The organism is Sedimentitalea nanhaiensis DSM 24252 (assembly GCF_000473225.1).
Lineage (GTDB): Bacteria > Pseudomonadota > Alphaproteobacteria > Rhodobacterales > Rhodobacteraceae > Sedimentitalea > Sedimentitalea nanhaiensis.
Genome location: NZ_KI421509.1, coordinates 391,328 through 414,278, shown reverse-complemented (window position 1 = coordinate 414,278; position 22,951 = coordinate 391,328). Strand labels below are relative to the sequence as shown.

General features: G+C 63.2%; 27 protein-coding genes and 1 tRNA gene. 14 read left to right on the top strand and 14 right to left on the bottom strand.

All coding sequences use genetic code 11. The features are described 5' to 3' along the window. Positions 1 to 7: 7 nt before the first annotated feature. Together NANH_RS0103630 and NANH_RS0103625 are read right to left on the bottom strand one after the other, a co-directional pair. Positions 8 to 748: a GNAT family N-acetyltransferase gene (locus NANH_RS0103630; RefSeq protein WP_027260797.1), complete on the bottom strand. Its 741-nt coding sequence runs from the start codon at positions 746 to 748 to the stop codon at positions 8 to 10. A gap of 86 nt (positions 749 to 834) precedes the next feature. Continuing rightward, on the bottom strand, positions 835 to 1,308 hold the full coding sequence (locus tag NANH_RS0103625) for an outer membrane protein assembly factor BamE (RefSeq protein WP_027260796.1): 474 nt from the start codon (positions 1,306 to 1,308) through the stop codon (positions 835 to 837). Between the two features lie 84 nt (positions 1,309 to 1,392). On the opposite strand from NANH_RS0103625, the gene NANH_RS0103620 reads away from it, so the two are divergent. The 8 genes from NANH_RS0103620 (at position 1,393) to NANH_RS0103585 (ending at position 7,174) form a co-directional block, all read left to right on the top strand. Then, on the top strand, positions 1,393 to 1,929 hold the full coding sequence (locus NANH_RS0103620; protein WP_027260795.1) for a YceD family protein: 537 nt from the start codon (positions 1,393 to 1,395) through the stop codon (positions 1,927 to 1,929). A gap of 217 nt (positions 1,930 to 2,146) precedes the next feature. Further along, a complete protein-coding gene (rpmF, locus tag NANH_RS0103615; protein WP_027260794.1) occupies positions 2,147 to 2,353 on the top strand; it encodes a 50S ribosomal protein L32 in 207 nt (68 codons plus the stop codon). Between the two features lie 21 nt (positions 2,354 to 2,374). Next, the gene (gene plsX / locus NANH_RS0103610; protein ID WP_027260793.1) at positions 2,375 to 3,502 is read left to right on the top strand and encodes a phosphate acyltransferase PlsX; all 1,128 of its coding nucleotides are present in this window, start codon (positions 2,375 to 2,377) and stop codon (positions 3,500 to 3,502) included. Next, positions 3,499 to 4,470: a beta-ketoacyl-ACP synthase III gene (locus tag NANH_RS0103605; protein WP_027260792.1), complete on the top strand. Its 972-nt coding sequence runs from the start codon at positions 3,499 to 3,501 to the stop codon at positions 4,468 to 4,470. Before plsX ends, NANH_RS0103605 begins: the two co-directional genes overlap by 4 nt. A 112-nt stretch (positions 4,471 to 4,582) precedes the next feature. Continuing rightward, the gene (gene ihfA / locus NANH_RS0103600; RefSeq protein WP_027260791.1) at positions 4,583 to 4,885 is read left to right on the top strand and encodes an integration host factor subunit alpha; all 303 of its coding nucleotides are present in this window, start codon (positions 4,583 to 4,585) and stop codon (positions 4,883 to 4,885) included. A 15-nt stretch (positions 4,886 to 4,900) separates the two neighbouring features. Then, on the top strand, positions 4,901 to 5,908 hold the full coding sequence (locus NANH_RS27775; protein WP_081710415.1) for a MerR family transcriptional regulator: 1,008 nt from the start codon (positions 4,901 to 4,903) through the stop codon (positions 5,906 to 5,908). A 60-nt stretch (positions 5,909 to 5,968) separates the two neighbouring features. Further along, positions 5,969 to 6,045: transfer RNA gene (locus NANH_RS0103590), tRNA-Pro, on the top strand. Between the two features lie 55 nt (positions 6,046 to 6,100). Next, positions 6,101 to 7,174: a 2'-deoxycytidine 5'-triphosphate deaminase gene (locus tag NANH_RS0103585; protein WP_027260790.1), complete on the top strand. Its 1,074-nt coding sequence runs from the start codon at positions 6,101 to 6,103 to the stop codon at positions 7,172 to 7,174. Between the two features lie 3 nt (positions 7,175 to 7,177). Here the strand turns inward: NANH_RS0103585 and NANH_RS0103580 are convergent, their stop codons facing one another. From NANH_RS0103580 to NANH_RS0103545, 8 genes are all read right to left on the bottom strand, one after another. Continuing rightward, positions 7,178 to 8,374, bottom strand: a complete 1,197-nt coding sequence (locus NANH_RS0103580; RefSeq protein ID WP_027260789.1) for a coiled-coil domain-containing protein — start codon at positions 8,372 to 8,374, stop codon at positions 7,178 to 7,180. An 86-nt stretch (positions 8,375 to 8,460) separates the two neighbouring features. Next, entirely contained in the window at positions 8,461 to 8,718 is a 258-nt protein-coding gene (locus NANH_RS25375; protein ID WP_036049361.1) for a hypothetical protein, read from the bottom strand. A 69-nt stretch (positions 8,719 to 8,787) separates the two neighbouring features. After that, on the bottom strand, positions 8,788 to 9,402 hold the full coding sequence (gene scpB / locus NANH_RS0103570) for an SMC-Scp complex subunit ScpB (protein WP_139236351.1): 615 nt from the start codon (positions 9,400 to 9,402) through the stop codon (positions 8,788 to 8,790). 34 nt (positions 9,403 to 9,436) lie between these two features. Continuing rightward, positions 9,437 to 10,240: a segregation and condensation protein A gene (locus NANH_RS0103565; RefSeq protein ID WP_027260787.1), complete on the bottom strand. Its 804-nt coding sequence runs from the start codon at positions 10,238 to 10,240 to the stop codon at positions 9,437 to 9,439. Next, positions 10,233 to 11,237, bottom strand: a complete 1,005-nt coding sequence (gene nagZ, locus NANH_RS0103560) for a beta-N-acetylhexosaminidase (protein WP_027260786.1) — start codon at positions 11,235 to 11,237, stop codon at positions 10,233 to 10,235. Before nagZ ends, NANH_RS0103565 begins: the two co-directional genes overlap by 8 nt. Then, on the bottom strand, positions 11,234 to 12,226 hold the full coding sequence (locus NANH_RS0103555) for an SPOR domain-containing protein (RefSeq protein WP_036049357.1): 993 nt from the start codon (positions 12,224 to 12,226) through the stop codon (positions 11,234 to 11,236). Before NANH_RS0103555 ends, nagZ begins: the two co-directional genes overlap by 4 nt. A gap of 82 nt (positions 12,227 to 12,308) precedes the next feature. After that, the gene (gene argS / locus NANH_RS0103550) at positions 12,309 to 14,054 is read right to left on the bottom strand and encodes an arginine--tRNA ligase (RefSeq protein WP_027260784.1); all 1,746 of its coding nucleotides are present in this window, start codon (positions 14,052 to 14,054) and stop codon (positions 12,309 to 12,311) included. 81 nt (positions 14,055 to 14,135) lie between these two features. Further along, positions 14,136 to 15,305: a deoxyguanosinetriphosphate triphosphohydrolase gene (locus NANH_RS0103545; RefSeq protein ID WP_027260783.1), complete on the bottom strand. Its 1,170-nt coding sequence runs from the start codon at positions 15,303 to 15,305 to the stop codon at positions 14,136 to 14,138. Between the two features lie 82 nt (positions 15,306 to 15,387). Between NANH_RS0103545 and NANH_RS0103540 the strand changes: the two genes are divergently transcribed. Next, the gene (locus NANH_RS0103540; RefSeq protein ID WP_027260782.1) at positions 15,388 to 15,711 is read left to right on the top strand and encodes a HesB/IscA family protein; all 324 of its coding nucleotides are present in this window, start codon (positions 15,388 to 15,390) and stop codon (positions 15,709 to 15,711) included. Between the two features lie 18 nt (positions 15,712 to 15,729). Here the strand turns inward: NANH_RS0103540 and NANH_RS0103535 are convergent, their stop codons facing one another. Then, positions 15,730 to 16,806, bottom strand: coding sequence for a DUF6902 family protein (locus tag NANH_RS0103535; RefSeq protein ID WP_027260781.1), 1,077 nt, complete (start codon positions 16,804 to 16,806; stop codon positions 15,730 to 15,732). Between the two features lie 12 nt (positions 16,807 to 16,818). Next, a complete protein-coding gene (locus tag NANH_RS0103530; protein ID WP_139236345.1) occupies positions 16,819 to 17,043 on the bottom strand; it encodes a DUF6749 family protein in 225 nt (74 codons plus the stop codon). Positions 17,044 to 17,234: 191 nt separating this feature from the next. On the opposite strand from NANH_RS0103530, the gene xth reads away from it, so the two are divergent. Continuing rightward, positions 17,235 to 18,014 (top strand): exodeoxyribonuclease III, encoded by a 780-nt coding sequence (gene xth / locus NANH_RS0103520; RefSeq protein WP_027260779.1) that lies wholly within the window; start codon positions 17,235 to 17,237, stop codon positions 18,012 to 18,014. 33 nt (positions 18,015 to 18,047) lie between these two features. Here xth and NANH_RS25370 read toward each other — a convergent pair whose 3' ends face one another. Both NANH_RS25370 and dksA read right to left on the bottom strand, forming a co-directional pair. After that, the gene (locus tag NANH_RS25370; protein WP_051372224.1) at positions 18,048 to 19,220 is read right to left on the bottom strand and encodes an FAD-dependent monooxygenase; all 1,173 of its coding nucleotides are present in this window, start codon (positions 19,218 to 19,220) and stop codon (positions 18,048 to 18,050) included. 79 nt (positions 19,221 to 19,299) lie between these two features. After that, complete coding sequence (gene dksA, locus NANH_RS0103510; RefSeq protein WP_027260778.1) at positions 19,300 to 19,722, bottom strand: RNA polymerase-binding protein DksA; 423 nt, start codon at positions 19,720 to 19,722, stop codon at positions 19,300 to 19,302. Positions 19,723 to 19,906: 184 nt separating this feature from the next. Between dksA and NANH_RS0103505 the strand changes: the two genes are divergently transcribed. From NANH_RS0103505 to NANH_RS28895, 4 genes are all read left to right on the top strand, one after another. Continuing rightward, positions 19,907 to 20,746 carry an AAA family ATPase gene (locus NANH_RS0103505; protein ID WP_027260777.1) on the top strand — a complete coding sequence of 280 codons (840 nt, stop codon included), beginning with the start codon at positions 19,907 to 19,909 and terminating at the stop codon, positions 20,744 to 20,746. Between the two features lie 121 nt (positions 20,747 to 20,867). Further along, complete coding sequence (locus tag NANH_RS0103500; RefSeq protein ID WP_027260776.1) at positions 20,868 to 21,323, top strand: GNAT family N-acetyltransferase; 456 nt, start codon at positions 20,868 to 20,870, stop codon at positions 21,321 to 21,323. Next, a complete protein-coding gene (locus NANH_RS25365) occupies positions 21,320 to 22,693 on the top strand; it encodes a DUF2927 domain-containing protein (protein WP_036049354.1) in 1,374 nt (457 codons plus the stop codon). Before NANH_RS0103500 ends, NANH_RS25365 begins: the two co-directional genes overlap by 4 nt. A gap of 61 nt (positions 22,694 to 22,754) precedes the next feature. Then, complete coding sequence (locus NANH_RS28895; RefSeq protein ID WP_139236343.1) at positions 22,755 to 22,949, top strand: hypothetical protein; 195 nt, start codon at positions 22,755 to 22,757, stop codon at positions 22,947 to 22,949. The last annotated feature ends 2 nt before the right edge of the window (positions 22,950 to 22,951 follow it).

The window sequence follows — 22,951 nt, the reverse complement described above, 5'->3', positions numbered from 1 at the left end:
GTGGACCTTACCCCGCGAACGCCCGCAACAGCCGTTTGCGCGTGTCGGGAATGGCGTCGATCTCAAGGCCGGTAAAAACATGCAGCGTGTTCATCGACCGATCCACCACTGCATGATCGCTGACCCACCCCCCCATCAACAGATAGCTGCGCAACAGCGGCGGGATGGCCAGCAAAGCGCCGGCGGTGTCCGGGGTCCGTTCTGCCACTGTGGAAAACGCAATGACCTCGGGGGCCTTGATTCGCGGTATCCATTGCACGGGGGCCGCGTGCCGGGCACCAAGCAGGGCGAAACTGTCCAGATAGGGCGTTGGATCGGTGCCCCGAAACGAGGTGCAGCCGATCAGCAGGTCGACGCCGTTGTCATCCACGAACCCCGTCAGCCCCCCCCAGGCCAGCCGCAGAATGTCGGGGTCCTGCCAATCCGGATGGGTGCAGAATCGCCCCAGTTCCGCGATTCGCGCGGCGTAGCCATGCAATTGGCCCAGATCGTAATATTGCGCGGAATAGCTGCGCCCCAGCTCGCCACCATTCTCTAGCAGCAAAAGACGACAGCAACAGACCAGCGTTCCGGTCCGATTGTCACTGACCAGCAAATGCTGGCAGTCGGCATCGAACCGGTCGCAATCCAGCCCCTGCGTGGAAAAGCACAGGGTGCGCAACGCCTGTGCCAGGGCAATTTCGCCCGGGTCTTGCGCGAATCGGACGCTGTAGCGACCTTTGGTCAGAACTGGTTTGCGATCGACCATTTCCCGCTCCGCTGACTTACAACGCGAATCCCATGGGGCCAATCTTGCCGATCAAGAGGATCCCGCCGCCCTGACGGGGAATTAACTTAATTATCCGGCAGCGCACTTGCCGGACTCAGATTACCGAGATTCCCCATCAGCTGACGCAAGAAGGTCTTGTTGTTGACGCTGGATTCCGTCACCCGCCGGTTCAGCGTGATCGCTTGGCCATCCTGCAAACTAAAGCGCTCGATATTCTGAACGACGCCGGATTGGGAGAAACTGATCGCCACCAGCTGACGCGCGACAACACGGGGTTCGCTTGCACCATAGTGGCGCATTCGCGTGCTGACATAATAATAGCCGCTGTCGTCGAGCACCCCGGATGTCACCGGCACGCCAATGGATTCGGCCACACTGTCGCGCGTATCGACCCCGACGGTGACCTCGGCCAACTCTTCTTCGGTCGGCACATAGCCGTGATCGCGATAGATCGTGGCACAGGCTGCGACGGTCGCCGCACCGCCCAATAACAGGGTGACGCGAAACGTCCGTTTCAGTCTGGATACGGTTCTCGACATGGCAGCCCTCTTGCGTTGGCGCGGCGCGCCTCGTATCCCGATTATAGAAACCGACCCGATGGTTCAAGAAACGAAAGCCCAGCAATGTCCGACACCTCCGCCCTGCGGGTCGCCGATCTGGCACAAAACGCCCCGACCTCGTTCGAATTGCGCCCGAATGCGCCCACCTGCGCGGCACTGGCCGCTGAATTGGGCCTGATCGGACTGCGCAAGCTGCGCTTTGCCGGACAGATTGCCGCGCGGGGGCGGCGCGACTGGGAATTGACCGGCACGCTGGGCGCGACTGTGGTTCAGCCCTGTGTTGTCACCTTGGATCCTGTAACCAGCAGAATCGATGTCGATGTGCGCCGCCTCTATGTCGCGGCCCTGCCTGAGATCGAAGAGGAAGAGGTCGAAATGCCCGAGGACGACACTGTCGAACCCCTGGGCAGCGTGATCGACCCCGGTGCGGTGATGGCCGAGGCCCTGGCCCTGGCCCTGCCGCTTTATCCGCGCAAGGATGGCGTCGACCTGAACGAGGCGGTATTTTCCGAACCTGGCGTACAGCCGATGACCGACGAAGATGCCCGCCCCTTTGCCGGGCTGGCGGATTTGCGGGATTCGCTTAAGAAGGAGACCTGAGCCGCGAGTCGACCGCAACCCCAACCGCAGTGCCGAAAAACCGCTTGCACCGGACAGGATTCGCAGTATTTTCGCGCGCTCATCGGATTTAAGGTTGGACATCGCACGGGCCTCGGCCTAAACGCACGTCACGCCGCTCTTTACGATACGCGGAACGAATAATTGCAACTCGGCCATCGGGATCGCCCGCCGGCCCTTAGTAGACAAAGGTTGAGACATGGCTGTCCAACAGAACAAAGTATCCAAGTCGCGCCGCAACAACCGTCGTGCGCACGACGCACTGGTTGCTGCCAACCCCAACGAATGCCCCAACTGCGGCGAGCTCAAGCGCCCGCACCACGTTTGTGCGTCCTGCGGCCACTATGACGACAAGGAGATTGTCGCCCTGGTGGATGAGATCGATCTGGACGAAGACGCGGCGTAAGCCAACCAGACAGGCTTTTGCATGACGGCCCAGCCCGATCAGAACCCAGCAAACGCCGACCGCATCATAATTTCGGTTGACGCCATGGGCGGAGACAACGGCCCGTCGGCCGTTGTCGCAGGTATTGCAAAATCCGCTGAAAAGAACCCGGATATCGGGTTCATTTTGCATGGCCCGAAACAGGTGCTCAAACCGCTGGTTGCCAAACGCAGCGGCCTGTCCGAGCGCGTCCAGTATCGCGACACGCCCGATGTGGTCACGATGGAAGACAAGCCCAGCCACGTGATGCGCAATGGCAAGTCCACCTCGATGTGGTCGGCGCTGGAATCCGTGCGCAATGGCGAGGCGCAGGGCGCAGTCTCCTGCGGCAACACCGGTGCGTTGATGGCGCTCAGCGTGATCCGTCTGCGCAAGCTGCCCGGCGTAAACCGCCCGGCAATCGCGATTCTGTTTCCTTCGCGCAATCCGCAGGGGTTCAATGTCATGCTGGATGCGGGTGCGGATATTCGCGCCGATGCCCCTGACCTGTTGCAATACGCCCTGATGGGGGCGTCCTATGCCCGCAACGGCGTGGGACTGAAACGACCGCGGATCGGCCTCTTGAATGTCGGCACCGAGGAGCACAAGGGCCGGCCCGAGTTGAAAGAGGCCCATGCCCTGATCGCCCGGTTCGCAGAACAGGCCGATTTCGATTTCGTCGGATTTGTAGAGGGCAGCGATATTCCCGGCACTACCGCCGACGTGATCGTGACCGACGGGTTTACCGGCAACATCGCGATCAAGACCGGCGAAGGCACCGCCCGCATGATCGCGGATCTGCTGCGCGAAGCGTTCCAGTATTCGCTTCTTTCGCGGTTGGCCTCGGTCCTGGCCATCACTTCTCTGGGCCGTCTGAAAAAGCGGATCGATCCGCGCCGCGTCAATGGCGGGGTCTTCCTCGGGCTGAACGGGACGGTGGTGAAATCGCATGGCAGCGCCGACGCAACCGGCGTTTCAGCCGCCGTCAAGCTGGCTTTCCGCCTTGCCAAAAGCGGTTTTTCGGAAAAACTGGCCGCGCGGGTTGCATCCACTGTCGAGCTTGCCCAAGATGTCGCGGAACCGGCCAGACGCACGGCGGAACAACAACAAAAAGAAGAAGGTCAGGCATGACAAGGCGCGCAGTTGTCATCGGAGTGGGGCATTACCTGCCCGATCGGGTCGTGCCGAATTCGTATTTCGAATCAACGCTGGATACCAGCGACGATTGGATTCAGTCCCGCTCGGGCATTCAACGCCGCCATTTCGCTGCCGAGGGCCAGACCACGTCTGAACTGGCCACCCACGCCGCCCTGGCCGCTCTCGCCGATGCCGGACTTGTGGCCGATGACATCGACGCCATCATCCTGGCAACCTCGACCGCAGACCTGACCTTTCCATCCGCCGCAACAATGGTGCAGTCGGCCCTGGGAATGAAAAAGGGCTTTGCCTTCGATCTTCAGGCGGTTTGCGCCGGTTTCGTATATGCGCTGAGCACCGCCAATGCGATGATCCTCTCGGGTCAGGCGAAACGGATGCTGGTCATTGGCGCGGAAACCTTCAGCCGGATCATGGACTGGACCGACCGCAGCACCTGCGTGCTGTTTGGCGATGGCGCTGGCGCTTTGGTGATCGAGGCGCAGGACGGCACCGGCACAGCGGCAGATCGCGGCATCCTGTCCACCGATCTGAATTCGGACGGGCAGTACAAGGATCTGCTGTATGTCGATGGCGGCGTGTCGACCCAGACCACCGGTCATTTGCGCATGCAAGGCAACCAGGTGTTCCGCCACGCGGTCGAAAAGCTGGCCTCGAGCGCCGAGACCGCACTGGAAAAGGCCGGGCTGACCGCCGCCGACGTCGACTGGGTCGTGCCGCATCAGGCCAATATCCGCATCATCAGCGGCACCGCCAAGAAGATGGGGCTGAGCATGGATCGGGTTGTGGTCACCGTGCAGGATCACGGCAACACCTCGGCCGCCTCGATCCCGCTGGCGTTGTCCGTGGGCCGTGACCGCGGCCAGATCAACCCCGGCGACCTGATCGTGACCGAAGCCATCGGTGGGGGCCTCGCCTGGGGTGCGGTTGTGCTGCGGTGGTGAAACGCGAACAAGTTAATCTGCATTAACGCGCTTATCCGGCCTCATGCAAATCATTGATATTGACAGCGAAATTGCGTCCACCCTATGCTCTGTGACAAACTAGGGGGACAAAATGGGTGAAAAGACACTGACACGAATGGACCTGAGCGAAGCAGTGTTCCGCGAAGTCGGCTTGTCGCGCAATGAAAGCGCACAGCTGGTTGAAAGCATGCTCGAGTATATGTCAGACGCTCTGGTGCGCGGCGAACAGGTCAAGATCTCGTCATTCGGCACCTTCAGTGTGCGCGACAAGTCGGCCCGCATCGGCCGAAATCCCAAGACCGGCGAAGAGGTTCCGATTCAGCCGCGGCGCGTTCTGACCTTTCGCCCCTCGCATCTGATGAAAGAGCGCGTCGCCACCGGCAACAAACGCTGATTCGGAGCTGAATGCATGAGCAAATCGCCCGACGCTTTTCGCACCATAAGTGAAGTTGCGGACTGGCTGGGCGTACAGGCGCATGTTCTGCGGTTCTGGGAAAGCAAGTTCAGCCAGATCAAACCGGTCAAACGCGCCGGCGGGCGGCGATATTACCGCCCCAACGACATGCGGTTGCTCGGCGGCATCAAGAGGCTGCTGCATGACGACGGCCTGACCATCAAGGGCGTTCAGAAAATCTTGCGTGAGCAAGGTGTTAACCATGTCGCTGACATGTCTCACGCACTTGGTGACAGCGCGGATGCCGACACCAATGCATCGCCGTCCGGCGAGGGCGGCACGATGGACGGAAATGTGGTGTCCTTTCGCGACACCCGCGCGCCCGAACCGCCAATCCCAACCGAGACCGCCGCCACCCCACCGGATCCGGTGAACACCCAGGCTGAGCTGGAAAGCCCGGACCCTGAAGATGTGAGCACCCCGGTTTCTGCAAAGCTGAACGGGCGCAACGCCGCGCCTGCGCCCCCGGATTCCGAGCAGATCCAGCCCCTCCCGGAACCGACCAACCTTGATCTGGACGACCCCGCGCCCGACCCCGAGTTTCAGGCCAAAGCCCCGGAACACACAGACACCGTGGCAAAAGCCTCTCCCGGGCCAGAATCGAAATCCGAGATCACATCGTCCCCGCCGCCCCGAGAACCCGAAATCGCACCGGCTGAACCGGACGACGATTCCTCTGACGGCTCTGCCGCGGCAACACCCGCCGCCCTTCCCTCTTTCATGCGCCGACCGGCCTCCGAATTCCAGCCGACTCAGGAACAGCCCACCTCCGAGTCGCCCCGCCCCCGGGTGGTCAAGGCCGCTGATCCGCCCCCCGAGTCGGATCAGCCCTATTCCCCCGGAATGCTGGCACACCTGGCCGAAATTCAGAACCTGAATACAGCACAGGCAAGCCAACTGGCCCCTTTGGCGCAACAGATGCGCGATTGGCTGGCCCGCGCGGGCACATCGAAAGTAACATAGGGCAATTGCGGTGATTCCCCCTTGCCCCCGGTCTGAAAACCGGTATGAACACCCCATCGTCGGGCTATGGCGCAGCCTGGTAGCGCGTCCGTCTGGGGGACGGAAGGTCGCAGGTTCGAGTCCTGCTAGCCCGACCAAAACACGACGACGATACACCACTCTGAGCCGCCCCCAAGTTGCGGAGGCAGCAATATGACGGGTGTGAGCCCCAACCAGCATATCACGGCCATGATCGCCTCCGACGCGATCACCGCCTCTGCTCCGATCATACCGGGCCAGGTCCAGCCTGCCAGCCTGGATTTGCGTCTGGGAACGGTGGCTTACCGTGTGCGTGCCTCGTTTCTGGCGGGCCATCGCCGCACCGTATCCGACCGGTTGGCTGAATTCCGCATGCATGAGATCGATCTGACCGGCGGCGCGGTGCTGGAAAAGGGCTGTGTCTATGTGGTGCCCCTGATGGAAAGCCTGACCCTGCCCACCGGCATGTCCGGGGCGGCCAGCGCCAAGTCGTCGATCGGGCGGCTCGACCTGTTGACCCGTATCATCACCGATCGCGGTGTCGAGTTCGACCGGATACCCGATGGCTATTGCGGCCCTCTCTATGTCGAAATCTGCCCGCAAAGCTTTTCGGTGATCGCCCGCACCGGGCAGATGCTGAACCAGATCATCTTCCGTACCGGCAAGACCGTGATCGACGATGACGCCCTGCGTGCCATCCATGACGACACACCTATCGTGTCCGGCGATCCGGTGATCGCGGACGGTTTGGGATTTTCCGTCGACCTGCGCCCCGGATCCGGCAATCTGGTCGGGTATCGCGCCAAACCCCACACCGGCGTCATCGACCTTGCCAAGCTGAACCACTATGATCCGGCCGAATACTGGGAACAGGTCCACACCAACAGCGGCTGGATCATCCTGGACCCAGGCGCGTTCTATATTCTGGTCAGCCGCGAAGCGATCACGATTCCCCCGGCCTGCGCGGCGGAAATGGCCCCCTATCTGGCCATGGTGGGTGAATTCCGGGTGCACTACGCCGGGTTCTTTGATCCCGGATTCGGCCATGCCGCCTCCGGCGGGGCCGGCTCACGCGGCGTGCTCGAAGTCCGCTGCCACGAGGCCCCTTTCGTTCTGGAACACGGCCAGATCGTCGGCAAGCTGATCTATGAGCGCATGGCCGAAGTACCGACCCAACTGTACGGCACGGACATCGCATCGAACTATCAGGGTCAGGGGCTGAAACTGTCCAAACACTTTCGCACCTGACCCCTAGCCGCCCGCGTCACCCTGCGCTTCGTCCCCGGCATGGTCCGACACCGCATTGCCGGGCGCATCCTTGGACTTGAACAGGTTGCGTCCGGCCTCTTGGATCCGGGTAAACGCATCTTCGGCCATGAAGCCCGACAGAAAGGCGATGAACGCCACCGAATACGGGCTCAGCTCGACTTCCTTTTGCGGCCCGGCCCCCTGAGTCAGAACCAGCATTCCCGCGCCCGAAAACAGGAAGATGGCAATCGCCGCTGCCATCCCCTCTCCAAGACCGACAAACAGGCGCGAAGCGCTGACCTCGCCCCACGAACCGGGGCGGAAACTGCGCGAAAATGACACCACCGCGCCCAGGCTGCCCGCCGCAATGGTTACCAGCAAGGTCAGAAAAATCGTCGGCCAACTGACCAGCCCCAGAAACAGCCAGCCCCCCATGATGCTGCGCAACACGCCCAGACGCGCCCGATCGATGGGATTCTTGGCCAGCTTTTCATGGACCAACACCGCCTCGGCCGCCAACGCCTCACGGCGCTTCAACGGCGGCGAGCGCGCCTCCAGATGCCGGTCGCGTGTGCTTTGCACCGTGCGCAAATCGGTCTCGATCCCATCCAGCCGGGTCCGGTTCTCGGCGATCTCGGCCGAAATCGTCGCAACGCTATTTCTGAGAACCGCGATTTTCTCCTGCTGGCGCGGGTCCCCTTCATCATCGTCAAACTGCAAAGTGGTCAACAGGGTCGCCGCTTCTGCGGCCTTGGCTACGACGTCGGATTTCTCTGCGCCAATAACCCGATCCATCCTTTGATGTTCATCCGGATGGGCCAGTAGGCGGGCGGTGCGGAAATGCGTCATGATCGCCGCCGCCGCCTGCCAGTTTGCTGTTTCCAAACGGTTCTTGCTGCTCTCAAGCTCGCGTATCCGGTCGTTCGCCTCGTCAATCTGCCGATCGACCTCACGTACCAGCCCCTCTTGCCGAACGATCTCGGTCGCCATTTCTTCCTCGCGCTGGGTCAGAAAGATCAGGTTGTCCAGGTTTTGCACACCTTCGGGATCGGTGGCCAAATGCCCCTCCCACTCGCTGCGCGTGATATAGGCGGCAAAGCCCATGAAGACCGCCAAGACGGCCGCAATATAAAAGAACACCACCAGGATTCCCAAGGGAACGCCCCGATCCTGGCGTACGACGGGCGGTGTGTCGGTCATGGTGCAAATCCAATTATGAGGTCATGAAATACGACCAGCGTAACAGATTTTGGCACAATTTTAAATTGCAGGACGCGCGGGCGGTTTCAGCCTTTGGCGGCGCGGGCAGCGCGGCGCGCCTGACGCACGGCGCGGCGGGCCCGGCGTTGCTGCTGGGTCAGCTTGGGGGGGCCAGAGGTCTGTTGCACCTGTGGATCGGTGCCTTGTTCCGGCGCGGCCCCGTTTGGGGCCTGGCGTTTGCGCCCCGCCCCCGAGGCCGCGTCGATGCCGGCCGAAACCCCCTTGTTGATCGCTTTGCGCATCAGGATGCGTGTGACCATCTTGATGATCCGATCCATGTTCATGTCGCGTCTCCCTGGGTTCGCCCGGCCAGGCTATTCTGCGAATCCGCCGTTTTTTGGGCCTGGCGCCAGCTATTCTTCAAAAAGTTCGGGCTGCCCGATGCTGCCCTCGTCTTCGTCCTCCTCGGCACCGCCACCCGATCCAAACGGCACAGCCCCCGGTGGCGGGCGGTTCTCCAGCAATCCGGCGGCGCGCAATTCCTTAAGCCCCGGCAGATCGCGCGCGTTTTCCAACCCGAAATGGTCCAGAAATTCGCCCGTCACCACAAACGTCACCGGCCGCCCCGGCGTCATCTTGCGCCGCCCCAGCCGGACCCACTCCATCTCAAGCAGCTGATCCACCGTTCCCCGGCTAACCGAAACACCGCGGATTTCCTCGATCTCGGCGCGGGTGACCGGCTGATGATAGGCGATGATCGCCAATGTCTCGATCGCGGCCCGGCTCAGCTTGCGGGTCTCGACAGTCTCTTTCTGCATCAGAAAACCCAGGTCGGGCGCGGTTCGGATCGCCCAGGCATCGCCCACCTTTATCACCCGCACGCCGCGCCCCTCATAGCGCTTGCGCAGCCGCACCAGCGCCTCGGCGGCATCACAGCCATGTGGCATCCGCGCCTCAAGATCGCGCACGGTGGCCGGCTCGGCGCTGGCGAACAGCACCGCTTCGACCATGCGTTCCTGTTCACCCATCGGCGGCGCGTCAAACAGGCTGTCGGCGTCGGTTTCAGTCTCTTGGCTCACGTTTCCTGTCTTTCTTGCGCAGCTGGATCGGCGCGAATATCTCGGACTGGCGGATCTCCAGATGGCCTTCTTTCACCAGTTCCAACGAGGCCGCAAACGTCGCCGCCGTGGCCGAACGCCGCCGAACCGGGTCCGCAGTCCATCCCTCGGGCATATAGCTGGTCAGGTCGGTCCAGTTGCCCGCGAACCCGATCATCGGGCGCATCCGTTCCAGCGCCTGCTCCATGGTAAACACCGAATCCCGGTCCATCACAAAGGGGCGGAAATCGTCACGGGTGCGGATGCGGGCATAGCCCTGCATCAGATCCAGCAGGGTCGCGGTATAGGTCACCGTGCGAATGCGGGCGATATCCTCGGCCTGGCCGCGGGCAAAGAAATCGCGCCCCAGCCGGTCGCGCGCCATCAATCGCGCGGCGGCATCGCGCATCGCCTGCAGCCGTTCCAGCTGAAACGCCAGATGCGCGGCCAGTTCCTCGCCCGATGGTCCTTCTTCGGTCGGGTCCGGCGGCAACAGCAGACGCGATTTCAGAAACGCCAGCCACGCCGCCATCACCAGATAATCGGCGGCCAGCTCGATGCGCAGGGTCTTGGCCTTGTCGACAAAGCTGAGGTATTGCTTGGCGAGTTGCAGCACCGAGATCTTGCGCAGATCGACCTTTTGGGTGCGCGACAGGGTCAGCAGAACGTCCAACGGTCCCTCGAACCCGTCCACATCGACGATCAGCGCCTCGGCGGCCATGCGTTCGGCCACCGACATGCTGTCTTCCTGAAAAAGGTTGTCAGCCATCTACCGTCCCGCCCATCAGGCGGGAAAGGTCGGCTTCACAGGCAGAAATGTCAAGATCATCGGGCGCGCGACGCGCCGCCAGTGCCGCCTCGGCCCGGACCTGCGCCGCCGGTGTCATCACCCCGGCGGCCCCGGCCACCTCGGCCCGTTCGGCCAGGGTGCCGTTGCAATGCAGGATCACGTCACAGCCCGCCGCAAGGGCGGCGCGCGACAGATCGCCCAGCGACCCCGTCAACGCCTTCATCGAGATATCATCGGTCATGATCAGCCCGCCAAACCCGATCCGCTCGCGGATCAGCCGCATCATCGTGGCCGAGACCGTCGCCGGGTCGGGGTCGATCGCATCATAGACCAGATGCGCCGTCATCCCCATGGGCAGATCGTTCAGCGCCCGGAACGGGGCAAAATCGCCGGTGTCCAGCGTGGTGATATCGCTCGCAACATGCGGCAGGTCGAAATGGCTGTCCGCCGTGGCCCGCCCATGGCCCGGAATATGTTTGACAACCGGCAGCACACCGCCGTCCAGCATCCCTTGCGCTACGGCGCGGCCCAACACGGCCACCCGGTCCGGATCGGTTCCGTAACAGCGGTTTTTCAGGAACGGATGGGTTTCGGTCCCCGCCACATCCACCATCGGCGCACAATTGCTGTCGATCCCCAGCGTGCGCAGCTCGTGCGCGATCAGCCGATAGCGCAGATACATCGCCTGCTCCGCATCCGCGCCTGCCTGCGCGACATGCTCAAGCGGTGGCAGCCAATCGCGCGCCAGCGGCGGCCGCAGGCGTTGCACCCGGCCGCCTTCCTGATCAATGGTAATCGGGGCCTCGCGCCCCACCGCCTCGCGCAGGTCCCCGCACAGGGCGCGGATCTGATCCGGCGTGTCCAGATTGCGGGCAAACAGGATGAATCCGAACGGATCCACATCGCGAAAAAGTGCCGCCTCATCGGGTGTCAGGCGCAATCCCTCGGCGTCCAGAATGGTGGCGCCAAAGCTCACCGTGTGGTCACCGGGATACAATCGGCCTTTTCCGCCACCAGAACCGAACAGAACCGGCGCGCGTCGCTCAGGTCTTCAAAGCCCAGGGCGCGCAGGCGGTAAAAGGTGCGCCCACCGCTGCTGGCCATCTGAATGACGCGCGATTTGCCTTCGAGGTAATCACCGAACCGGCCTGACAGACGATCCCATTCCTGCCGGGCGACATCGGCGCTTTCATAGGCGCCCAGCTGGGCCATGCGGGTGCCTGACGGCAGGCTTTCGGCATCGACTTCGGGGGCCGCACTGGCGACCGGCGTTGCCACCGCTGGCTGCATCGCCCGAACCGGACGCACCCTGGGCCGCAACGACCGGGCCGGTCCCGGCCCCTTGACAACCGCGCGGGTAATCGTGGTCATTTCGGTCCCGGTGCGCGCCGCTGTCTGGCCAGCCCCCAGCGGCGCGGGCTGAACGATACGGGCCGCAGCCTGAATGACCTCGGCCTCGCCCGGCGCATTCGGCGGCATGACCTCGGCAAGCAGCTGATCGACCATCGATTGCACGGAGCCGGTTTTGATACTGTCCACCGCCTGCTTCGGGCCAGGGGCCTGCGGCTTGGGCTGTACCGGGCTGGCGGCCACCTTCCTTGCGCTCTGCATCGGCTGATCTTCATCAGACAGATCCACCGGACGCGGCGCAAGGGTCAGCCGGTCGGCGGGCGCTTCGGCGATGCCCTGTGCCGCAACCGCATTGACCGCCAGCCCTTGATGATCGGCCTCACGCCCGCCCGGGTCTGCCGGTTGTTCGCGCATCGGCCCCTCGAGCGCGCGCACCACTGGCACGCCGCTGACATCGCGCATCATCAACTTGTAGCCCCACACCCCGATTCCGGCGATCAGCGCCAGCGACGCCAGCGCCCCCAGCACATTCAGCGCCGTGCCCAGGGGCGCGCCGTCTTCGCGTGCGTAAATATCCCGTGTGTCCACGTCCTGCGTGGAGCCTGCATCTGCCATGTCCGCCTCACTGCCCGTATGCGCAAAAACAGTGCGCGTCGGGTTCTCTTGACTGCCTCGGTCCGGCGGTTCGGGCGATTTTTTACCGCATCTCCTGCGCCGGTGTGACGCCAAGAATACCAAGACCTGCGGAAATGACAACGGAAACGGCGCGGGCCAGTGCCATTTTTGCCTGACTCGCGGCCACCTCGCCCTCCTGGATAAAGCGCAGTGCCGGCACATCGTTGCCCCGGTTCCACAGTGCGTGGAAATCGCCGGCCAGCTCGTACAGGTAAAACGCCACCCGATGCGGCTCGTTGCTACGCGCTGCAGTTTCGACCAGGCGCGGCCATTCCGCCAGCTTTTTCGCCACAGCCAGCTCCGCCTCGTGATCCAGCAGCTCCAGATCGGCTCCGGCCAGAGTTGCTTCATCGGCCACGATCCCCGCCTCGGCGGCGCGGCGCAACACGCTCATCACCCGCGCATGGGCGTATTGCACATAGAACACCGGGTTCTCGCGGCTCTGCTCCAGCACCTTGTCAAAATCGAAATCCAGCGGCGCATCGTTCTTGCGGGTCAGCATGACGAACCGGGTCACGTCCGGGCCAACCCGATCCACCACATCGCGCAGAGTGACAAAATTGCCCGCCCGTTTGGACATCTTGAAGGGCGCGCCATTCTTGAACAGCCGCACCAGCTGCGTCAGCTTGATATCCAGAGGCACCCGGCCATCCGACAGCGCCGACACCGCCGCCTTCATGCGCTTGACGTACCCGCCATGATCCGCGCCAAATACATCGATAAGAGCGTCGAACCCCCTGGAAACCTTATTGAAATGATAGGCGATATCCGGTGCGAAATAGGTCCATCCGCCGTCGCTTTTCATAATCGGACGGTCCACATCGTCGCCATGGGCTGTGCTGCGGAACAGGGTCTGCTCGCGCGGCTCCCAATCTTCGGGCGTCTTGCCCTTGGGCGGCTCAAGCACCCCGCGATAGATCAGATCCTTGCCGCGCAGATCCTCGATCGCGGCCTCGATCAGCCCGGTGCCATACAGGGACTTTTCACTGAAAAACACATCCATCTTGACCCCAAGCGCGGCCAGATCCTCGCGGATCAACCCCATCATCGCGTCGGTCGACAGATCGCGCAGCTCTTCCAGCCAGACGCTTTCGGGCTGATCGACCCAGGCATCGCCCTTGTCGCGCGCCACCGCCTCGCCCACCGGGATCAGATAGTCGCCGGGATAGGTGCCGTCCTCGAACGCCACCTCGCGCCCCAGAGCTTCGAGATAGCGCAAGTAGACCGACCGGGCCAGCACATCGACCTGCGCGCCGCCGTCGTTGATGTAATATTCGCGTGTCACGTCATGCCCGGCAAAATCCAGCAGGCTGGCCAGCGCATCGCCAAAAACCGCGCCGCGGGTGTGGCCGACATGCAACGGCCCTGTGGGATTGGCGCTGACATATTCGACGTTGACGCGGCGCCCCCGCCCCATCTCCGAACGGCCGAAGTCGGTGCCCGCTTGCAGCACCTGCCCAACCACGCCCTGCCACAGCGACGGGGCCAGCCGCAGGTTCAGGAATCCCGGCCCGGCAACCTCGGCGCTGGTCAAGCGCGGATCCTGCGCCAGACGGCCGGCCAGGGCCTCGGCAATATCGCGCGGCTTCATGCCGGCAGGCTTGGCCAGCACCATCGCGGCATTGGTCGCCATGTCGCCATGGGCCGCATCGCGCGGCGGCTCGACCGTGACATTGGCAAAATCCAACCCGCCAGGCAGCGCGCCTTCGGCCACCATCGTCGTGAGGCTTTCCAGCACCAGCGTGCGGATATCGGCGAACAGGTTCATCTTGGCATCCTTCAGTCTTTGGCGCGGTTTATCACGCGCGCGGGCGCGGTCAACTGATGGCGGCCAACAGCCCGCGCAGCGTCAGACAAAATCCGGGGGCGTTTGCGCGGATCCCGCCGCGATCAGCCGGATATGTTCCTGCAATGCAAAACGATCTGTCATGCCCGCGATATAATCCGATACGATCCGCGCCAAGCCGGTTTCGTCCTGCACCTGCTCGACATCCTTGCGCCATTGTTTCGGCAGCTGGTCCGGATGGGTCATGAAATACGGGAACAGATCGGTCACCACATCGGTCACTTCTGCGCGCATCTCAATCACGCTGGGTGCGCGGTACATGCGTTCAAACAGAAACCCCCGGATTACCTTGAGATCGGAAAAGACCGGGCGCGAAAACTGTACCATTGCACGACCCGCCATCCGGATATCCTCGACCCTCTGCGGATTCAGCGCCGTGAGATTGGCCCGCGCCACGGTAATGACATCCTCGACCAGAACGCCAAAGAACCGCCGCAATGCCTCGTGCCGACGGCGGTAATAATTCAGACCGGGATAGATCCGGTCCACCTCGGCAAAATTGTCGCGCAGGATGGGCAGTTCGGCCAGCTCGTCGGTGGAAAACAGCTCGGCCCGCAACCCGTCGTGCAGATCGTGGTGGTTATAGGCCACATCGTCGGCGATCGCCGCCACCTGCGCCTCGCCACTGGCATAGGTATCCAGCTCCAGATTGTTGCCCGCATTGTACCCGGCCAGCGCCCAGGGAACCGGATGCGGCACCGGCCCATTGTGCTTGGCGATCCCTTCCAGCGTTTCCCAGGTCAGGTTCAGACCGTCGAAATCGGCATAATGACGCTCCAGATTGGTGACAATGCGGATCGCCTGGGCATTGTGATCAAAACCGCCATAGGGCGCCATCAGCGCATGCAACGCGTCCTCGCCGGTGTGTCCAAACGGCGTGTGACCCAGATCATGCGCCAGCGCCACCGCCTCGGTCAGCTCCTGGTTCAGCCCCAGCGTGCCCGAAATCGTGCGTGCCACCTGCGCCACCTCGATCGAATGGGTCAGCCGGGTGCGATAATAATCGCCCTCGTGCTCGACGAACACCTGGGTCTTGTGTTTCAGCCGCCGAAAGGCGCTGGCATGTATGATCCGGTCCCGGTCGCGCTGAAAGCACGAGCGAAAACTGCTCTCCTCTTCCGCCACCAGCCGTCCCTTGCTGGCGGCCGGATCCGAGGCATAGGGCGCGCGCATTGCCTGTTGTCCTTGTCGCCTGTCATTGGCGTTTCTATATGCTAGGATGAAGCATAAGAAAACCGCCCCGGAGTACCCGACGATGCAATTGCCCCCCAAAGTCACCGACCGCGCCTTTACCCGGCTGGCTGAAATCGGTGCCGCCGATCAGGGTCAGGCCCTGCGCGTGGCCGTCGAAGGCGGCGGTTGTTCCGGGTTTCAGTATGAAATCGCGCTCGACACACCGGCGGACGACGATCTGGTGCTCGAAGGTCAGGGCCAAAAGGTGGTGGTCGATGCCGTTTCGCTGCCGTTCCTTGGCAATGCCGTGATCGATTTCGCCGACGAGCTGATCGGCGCGCGGTTCATCGTCGAAAACCCCAACGCCAGCTCTTCCTGCGGCTGCGGCACGTCGTTCTCTATGTGAGACCCCGGTGCGCGGCGCCTAAACCGCCCCAGCCCCGGACGCAGCCCGCGCAAACCCGGCAAAAAACTCTTCGAACCGGTCGGTGCTGCGACAGGCTTCGGCCAGAATATCCTGCCCGATTTCCGTCAACGCCTGTTCCACACGGGGCCGCATCCGGTGCCAATCATCGCTGCGCGCCCCCTGCATCTGGAACATGCACACCGACATGTCCCGCAGAGGCCCGACATGAGGCCGCGCGCGGTGAAAGCGGACCGGTCCGCTTTCGATCCGCGCCGTGAAAGCCGGGTGCCCTGTCAGCGCCAACAGCCAGTTGCAGACCAGATAGGGATGATACTCGTCCGCAACCCCGTCCGTGCCGTCACAACGGATGTCAAACCGGTGCAACTCGCTCTGCACCCAGCCTTCCCAGATCGGCGAAGGCGTCAATTTCGCATGGCGCATGGCGATACAGATCTCCGCCAGAAGGTCGACGTTCTGATCCAGATAGGCCAACAGCCCGGCATACTCCAACGACACCGCCGCTCCGGCAGGCAGATGCGGATCGCGGCGGCCATAATCGCTGAGATAAAACACCACATGGGTCAGCTCGTATGCGGCCCTGGGGTTGGGTATCGCAAAGCCGCGCGACGCTGCGATGAACCGGTGCACGCGATGCTCCAGCCCGGTGTCGCCGGGCAAGGGATCGATCCCGTGCCGCGCCATCAGTCGTCGTGCTTCCAGCCGTTGCAGATCGGACAACTCGCCCGCGACCAGCCCCATGCGCAATACCCGATCCGCCAGCGCCCCAGCCTTGGTCCCGGCCATCCCCAGCGCTTCCAGATCGGTGCAGATCGACAGGACAAAGCGGTAATATTGTGGGAAAAACTCCAACCACCGCTCCGCTTGCGCATAAAACGCCCGATGCGGATCCAGCGCGGCATCCCCCAGCGCCCCCCCGGTACAGCCGAGAATGCCCAGCAGTTCGGCATTCTCCTTCAGCCAGAACACATCCTCGGGCAGCCGCCGAAACCGCGCGAACCCCTCTATCAACGCCGCCCGCGCAGCGCCTGGAACCGGACGCGATACAGTTCGCTGCAAGGGAATGACATTGGACATCGGCCGGTCAGCCTACCCACGCGCCGCCGTCAAACGCGCCGGGCCCCGCCCGTGATTCTGCGGTGTGTCAGATGCCACCGACCCTGACGAAAACAACCCGCTCGCCTGCCCCAATACCGCATCGCTGCGATAGTCCGGGGCCGAACCCGAAGAGAACAGCGCGGTGCCCTCGCCGTCGAACACGCTGGCCTGAACCGATACAGCGAAACCTGGGTTGGCCGTGTTAGTGTTGGACATGATCCCATCCTTGTTGATCAAACGATATGTTACCCAGTTTCCGCATTTTGACGAGAATTGAAACATGTATCTACAATTTAAAGTTGCATTTTCCCTTTTACGCATCATCGACGCACGATCCACGCATCACCTTGCCCTGCGCCCCGGCATCGGCGATAGATCGGACCCAATGCGGCAGCCAGGGACCTGACATGAAAATCGCCACGTTCAACATCAACGGAATCAAGGCCCGCGCCCAGGCCCTGCCGGCATGGCTGGACGAGGCCCGGCCCGACGTCGTGCTGTTGCAGGAAATCAAGTCGATCGACGGCAACTTCCCGCGCGAGCTGTTCGAGGATCGCGGCTATAACGTGGAAACCCACGGTCAGAAATCCTTTAACGGCGTCGCCATCCTGTCAAAACTGCCGCTCGAAGACGTCACCCGCGGCCTGCCCGGCGACGCCGACGACGATCAGGCCCGCTGGATCGAGGCCACCGTGATCGGCAAACAGGCCCTGCGCCTGTGCGGGTTGTACCTGCCCAACGGCAACCCGGTGCCCGGGCCGAAATACGACTACAAACTGGCCTGGATGGACCGCCTGCACGCCCGTGCCGCCGATCTGCTGACTCAGGAACAACCGGCCCTGATGGCGGGCGACTACAATATCATTCCCCAGCCGGAAGACGCCAAACGCCCGGAGGCCTGGCGCGAGGACGCCCTGTTCCGCCCGCAAAGCCGTGCCGCCTATCAGCGCATCCTGAACCTCGGCTTTACCGAAGCCTTCCGCGCCCGCACCCGGGGTCCGGGCCATTATTCCTTCTGGGACTATCAGGCCGGAGCCTGGAACAAGAATGACGGCATCCGCATCGACCACTTCCTGCTGACCCCACAGGCGGCCGACCTGCTGCAGGATTGCCAGATAGACAAACATGTTCGCGGCCATGAAAAACCCTCGGATCACGTGCCTGTCTGGATCGACCTCGATCTCTGACGCAGCGTCGCCACAGGCGCCAGACCGAGCATGTCATGCGCGCGCAGCGCGCTCCGCCTGACAATCGCCGCCATATGCGGTGACGTCATGGCCATAGATCCATGCATAGTCCGGTGCCAATCGTGCCCCCGCCAGCCGCAGCGCCGCCTGCGCGCCCCAGCGCAGCGGCCCGCGCAGATGAAACCTGCGCGCATTGGCCGCCGCCGCCGCCACCACGGCCTGCGCACGCGGACGGCGGATCTGCTGATACCGCCGCAGCCCCTCCGCACCGTCCGCCGCCAGACAGTCGGCCAGAACCCAGGCATCCTCCAGCGCCAGACAGGCCCCCTGCGCCATGAACGGCAGGGTCGGATGCGCCGCATCGCCCAACAGCGCCAAACCTCCCCGGCACCATGTCCGCGCCACCGGATGCAGATACAACGCCCACAGATGCGCCGCCTCGATCTGCTGCAACAGCTCACCGACCGCGCCGCCAAATTCCGCGAACCGCGCGCGCAGCTGCACAGGATCGCCCTCCTGACGCCAGCCCTCGGCGGTCCAGTCGTCCCGCTCTTCCACCGCAACGATATTCATCAACGCCCCGCCCCGCAGCGGATAACTGACCACATGCCGCCCCGGCCCCATGGTCAACACCGCATGGGTCTGCCCGGCCTGGCCGCCGGGCACCACCGCGCGCCACGCGACCTGACGCGAAAACCGTGCCTGGCGCGGGCCGTCCACCAGCTGCCGCGCCGCGCTCTGTCCGCCATCCGCCGCCACCACCAGCGCCGACTGCCGCTGGCTGCCGTCGCTCAGGGTCAGATGACAGCCCGCCTCGTCTCCCCCATAGGCGCATACCGCCCGGCCCAGATCGAACCCCACCCCCAGCGCCCGCGCGCGCGCCACCAGCGCCGCAAGCAGATCGGCGCGATGAAAATACCAGGTCGGCCCGGCCGCGGGGGGGGGCATGCGCATCACCTCGCGCCCGGTGGCAAAATCGCGGATTTCGGTGCCGCCCGAGCGGACCGCGCCATCGGGCACGCCCGTTACCACGCCCAGGGCCCGCAGGACGGCCATGCCATTGGCGCTGATCTGCAACCCGGCACCGACTTCTCCCAAGGCCTCGGCCCGTTCCAGAACCCGCACCCGCGCCCCGCGCCGTGCCAGCGCGATGGCTGCGGCCACCCCGCCGATTCCGGCTCCGATCACCTCAACCTGAACGTCCACCCTGCCCTCCTCCTCGCGGAAACAAAAAACGCCGCAGCAGATGCCACGGCGTCCGGTTCAGCGGTTCATCACCAACACCTCAGTCGTCGCGATGTACTTTTTCGCGGCGCTCATGGCGTTCCTGCGCCTCCAGGCTCATGGTGGCGATCGGACGCGCATCCAGCCGCTTGAGCGAAATCGGCTCTCCGGTCACTTCACAATACCCGTATTCGCCTTCCTCGATGCGACGCAAGGCGCTGTCGATCTTGGACACCAGCTTGCGCTGCCGGTCCCGCGTCCGCAGTTCCAGCGCGCGGTCGGTCTCTTCGCTGGCGCGATCCGTCACATCGGGAATGTTGCGCGTTCCGTCCTGCAGCCCTTCGATCGTGTCGCGGCTGCCTGCCTGCAGTTCATGTTTCCAATTGAGCAGCTTGCGCCGGAAATACTCAAGGTGCTTGTCGTTCATAAACGGTTCATCTTCAGCCGGACGATAGTCGTCCGGTAGGAAAACGTCCTGTTTCATGTTTACTCCCTCGGATTGGCCAATGCCCTCTGACAAATCTGCTTCCTTAGACATCTGGCTCCTCACTGCCGCTGCATTTATCCGAGACATTTCAGATTGTCACTACACAATCCTGCCTTGTCCGGGCTAAAACCGCGGCCGAGCGTTTGCCCGATCGGGCCTATCAGCAAAGGGTTGTAAAAACATGAAATTTCAGGGCACCGAAGAATATGTCGCGACCGACGACCTGACCATCGCAGTTAACGCTGCGGTAACTTTGGAACGTCCGCTGCTGGTCAAGGGCGAGCCCGGCACCGGCAAGACCGAACTGGCGCGGCAGGTGGCGCAATCGCTCAATCTGCGGATGATCGAGTGGAACGTCAAATCCACCACCCGCGCCCAGCAGGGCCTGTATGAGTACGACGCCGTGTCGCGCCTGCGCGACAGCCAGCTGGGCGAGGAAAAAGTGCATGACGTCGCCAATTACATCCGCAAAGGCAAGCTGTGGCAGGCTTTTGAGGCCGATCAAAAGGTCGTGCTGCTGATCGACGAGATCGACAAGGCCGACATCGAATTCCCCAACGACCTGTTGCAGGAACTCGATAAGATGGAGTTCTTCGTCTACGAAACCGGCGAAACCATCCGCGCCCGCCAGCGCCCGATCGTCATCATCACCTCCAACAACGAAAAGGAATTGCCCGACGCCTTCCTGCGCCGCTGTTTCTTCCATTATATCCGCTTTCCCGATGAGGCGACCATGCGCAAGATCGTCGAGGTGCATCACCCCGGCATCAAAGAGGCGCTGCTGACCACCGCGCTGACCCAGTTTTACGAGCTGCGCGACCAGGCCGGGCTGAAAAAGAAACCCTCGACCTCCGAAGTTCTGGACTGGCTGAAACTGCTGCTGGCCGAAGATCTGACCGCCGAGGATCTGAAACGCGACGGGGCCAATGCCCTGCCCAGACTGCACGGCGCATTGCTTAAGAACGAACAGGATGTGCACCTGTTCGAACGCCTCGCCTTCATGGCTCGCAGCCAGCGCTGACGGGCCGGGCACCGAAACGACCGGGGGACATTCACAACCCCCGGTTGCGAAACACCTATTCTATTGCGATTCAACACAATTTTGCCTTGAGCCACGCGCCCCGGTCTGACAGCGTGACGACATGGCTGATACACCGACTTGCACCATCCGCGCCCTGCGCGCCGAGGATCGCCCGCAATGGGCAGAGCTGTGGACCGACTATCTGGCCTTCTACGGGTCCTCCGCACCGCCCGAAGTCTATGACAGCAGCTTTGCCCGTCTGCTGGGGGATGACCCGCGCGACTTCAATGCATTGGTGGCCGAACAGGACGGCCGCCTGGTCGGGCTGACCCACTATCTGTTCCATCGCCACGGCTGGAAAATAGAAGAGGTCTGCTATCTGCAAGACCTCTACGCCCGCCCGGAGACCCGAGGCACCGGCGTCGGACGCGCCCTGATCCAGGGGGTGTATGACGCCGCCGATGCCCATGGCGCACCGTCGGTCTATTGGCTGACACAGGATTTTAACGAAACTGCGCGCAGGTTGTATGACCGTATCGCCACCCTGACCCCGTTCATCAAGTACCAGCGCCCATGATCCGTCCTGCCCTGTTCTTCCTCATCCTGTTTCTGGCTGGCTGCACCACCGCGCCGCCGCCCGATACTCCGAGCCGGGCACAGATCGCAACCTCCAGCCTGCCCCCGATGAAAGGCTTCGCGCGCGCCCATCCCAGCGCCCCGGCGCAATCCAACGCCAATATCGCCGCCGATTTCCTGGATCTGCATTTTGCCCTGGAAAGCGGGCGCAGCCTGCCGGTCTTTACCCGGTTCGAAACCCCGATCCTTGTGCGCGTCACCGGTCAGGTCCCCTCCAGCCTGCAACCCGACCTGCAACATCTGCTGGGCCGGCTGCAACGCGAAGCCGGGATCGAGATCCAGCAGACCGCCAGCAGCAACGCCAACGCCAATATCACCATTCAGGCGGTCAGCCGGGCCGAGATTCGCCGCGCCCTGCCCCAGGCCGCCTGTTTCGTGGTCCCCAACGTCACCAGCCTCAGCGATTATCGCCGCAAACGGCGCGGCCCGGCCACCAACTGGTCGCTGCTGACAACCCGCCACCAGCTGTCGATCTTTCTGCCCTACGATTCCAGCCCACAGGAAATCCGCGATTGCCTGCACGAGGAGCTTGCCCAGGCCATCGGCCCGCTCAACGACCTGTACCGGCTGCCGGATTCGGTGTTCAACGACGATAATGTGCATACGGTGCTGACCGGGTTCGACATGTTGATCCTGCGCGTCACCTATGCGCCGGAACTCTACAGCGGCATGTCAAAATCCGAGGTCGCGACCGAGTTGCCCGACATCCTGTCGCGGCTCAATCCGCGCGGCGACCGCCGCCCGGTGCGGGCGGTCTCGTCCACGCCGCGCAACTGGATCGACGCGGTGCAGACCGCGCTTGGGCCGGGCACCGACCCGACCAAACGCCGCAACGCCGCCAGTGCGGCCGCAGCCACCGCGCAAAACCTGGGCTGGCAGGACCATCGCCGCGCCTTTGGCTACTATATGCTGGGCCGGATGACCCAGGTGAACGATCCCGCCCTGGCGCAACGGTATTACAATGACGCCCTTGGCTATCTGCGCCGCACACCAGGCACCCAACTGCACCAGGCCTATATCGCCACCCAGACCGCCGCCTATGCGATTGCCCTTGGCGACGGGGCCGCGGCCCTGCGACAGATCGACCCCTATCTGGACGTCGCCGAACGGTCGGAAAACGCCGCCCTGCTCGCCACGCTGATGCTGCTCAAAGCCGAAGCGCTGGACCAGACCGGCCAACCCGAGGCGGCGCGTACCGTCAGGCTGGACAGTCTGGGATGGGCAAGATACGGCTTTGGCACAGATTGGGCCGTGCGGGCAAAGATGCAGGAAATCGCCGCATTGAATCCACGGGCCGCACACAAGGGCTAGGGGCGGGCCACCGGCTTTCCCGGCCAGAAACAGATCAGGTCTTCCCGGCGCTTCTGCGCCCATGACCTCAGCAGACGGGTACACAGCCATGATCGTGATCGCGGGTATCATATTGGGGGCCATCATCGGCGCCCTGATCGCCAGAAAACGCGGCGGCACCCCCGCCGATCTGGCCCAGCATGCGGCGGCGGCGGGCATGGCCTTTGGCGTCGTGGCCATGCTGGTGACGGTTCTGATCGACAAACTGGCGGGGTAATC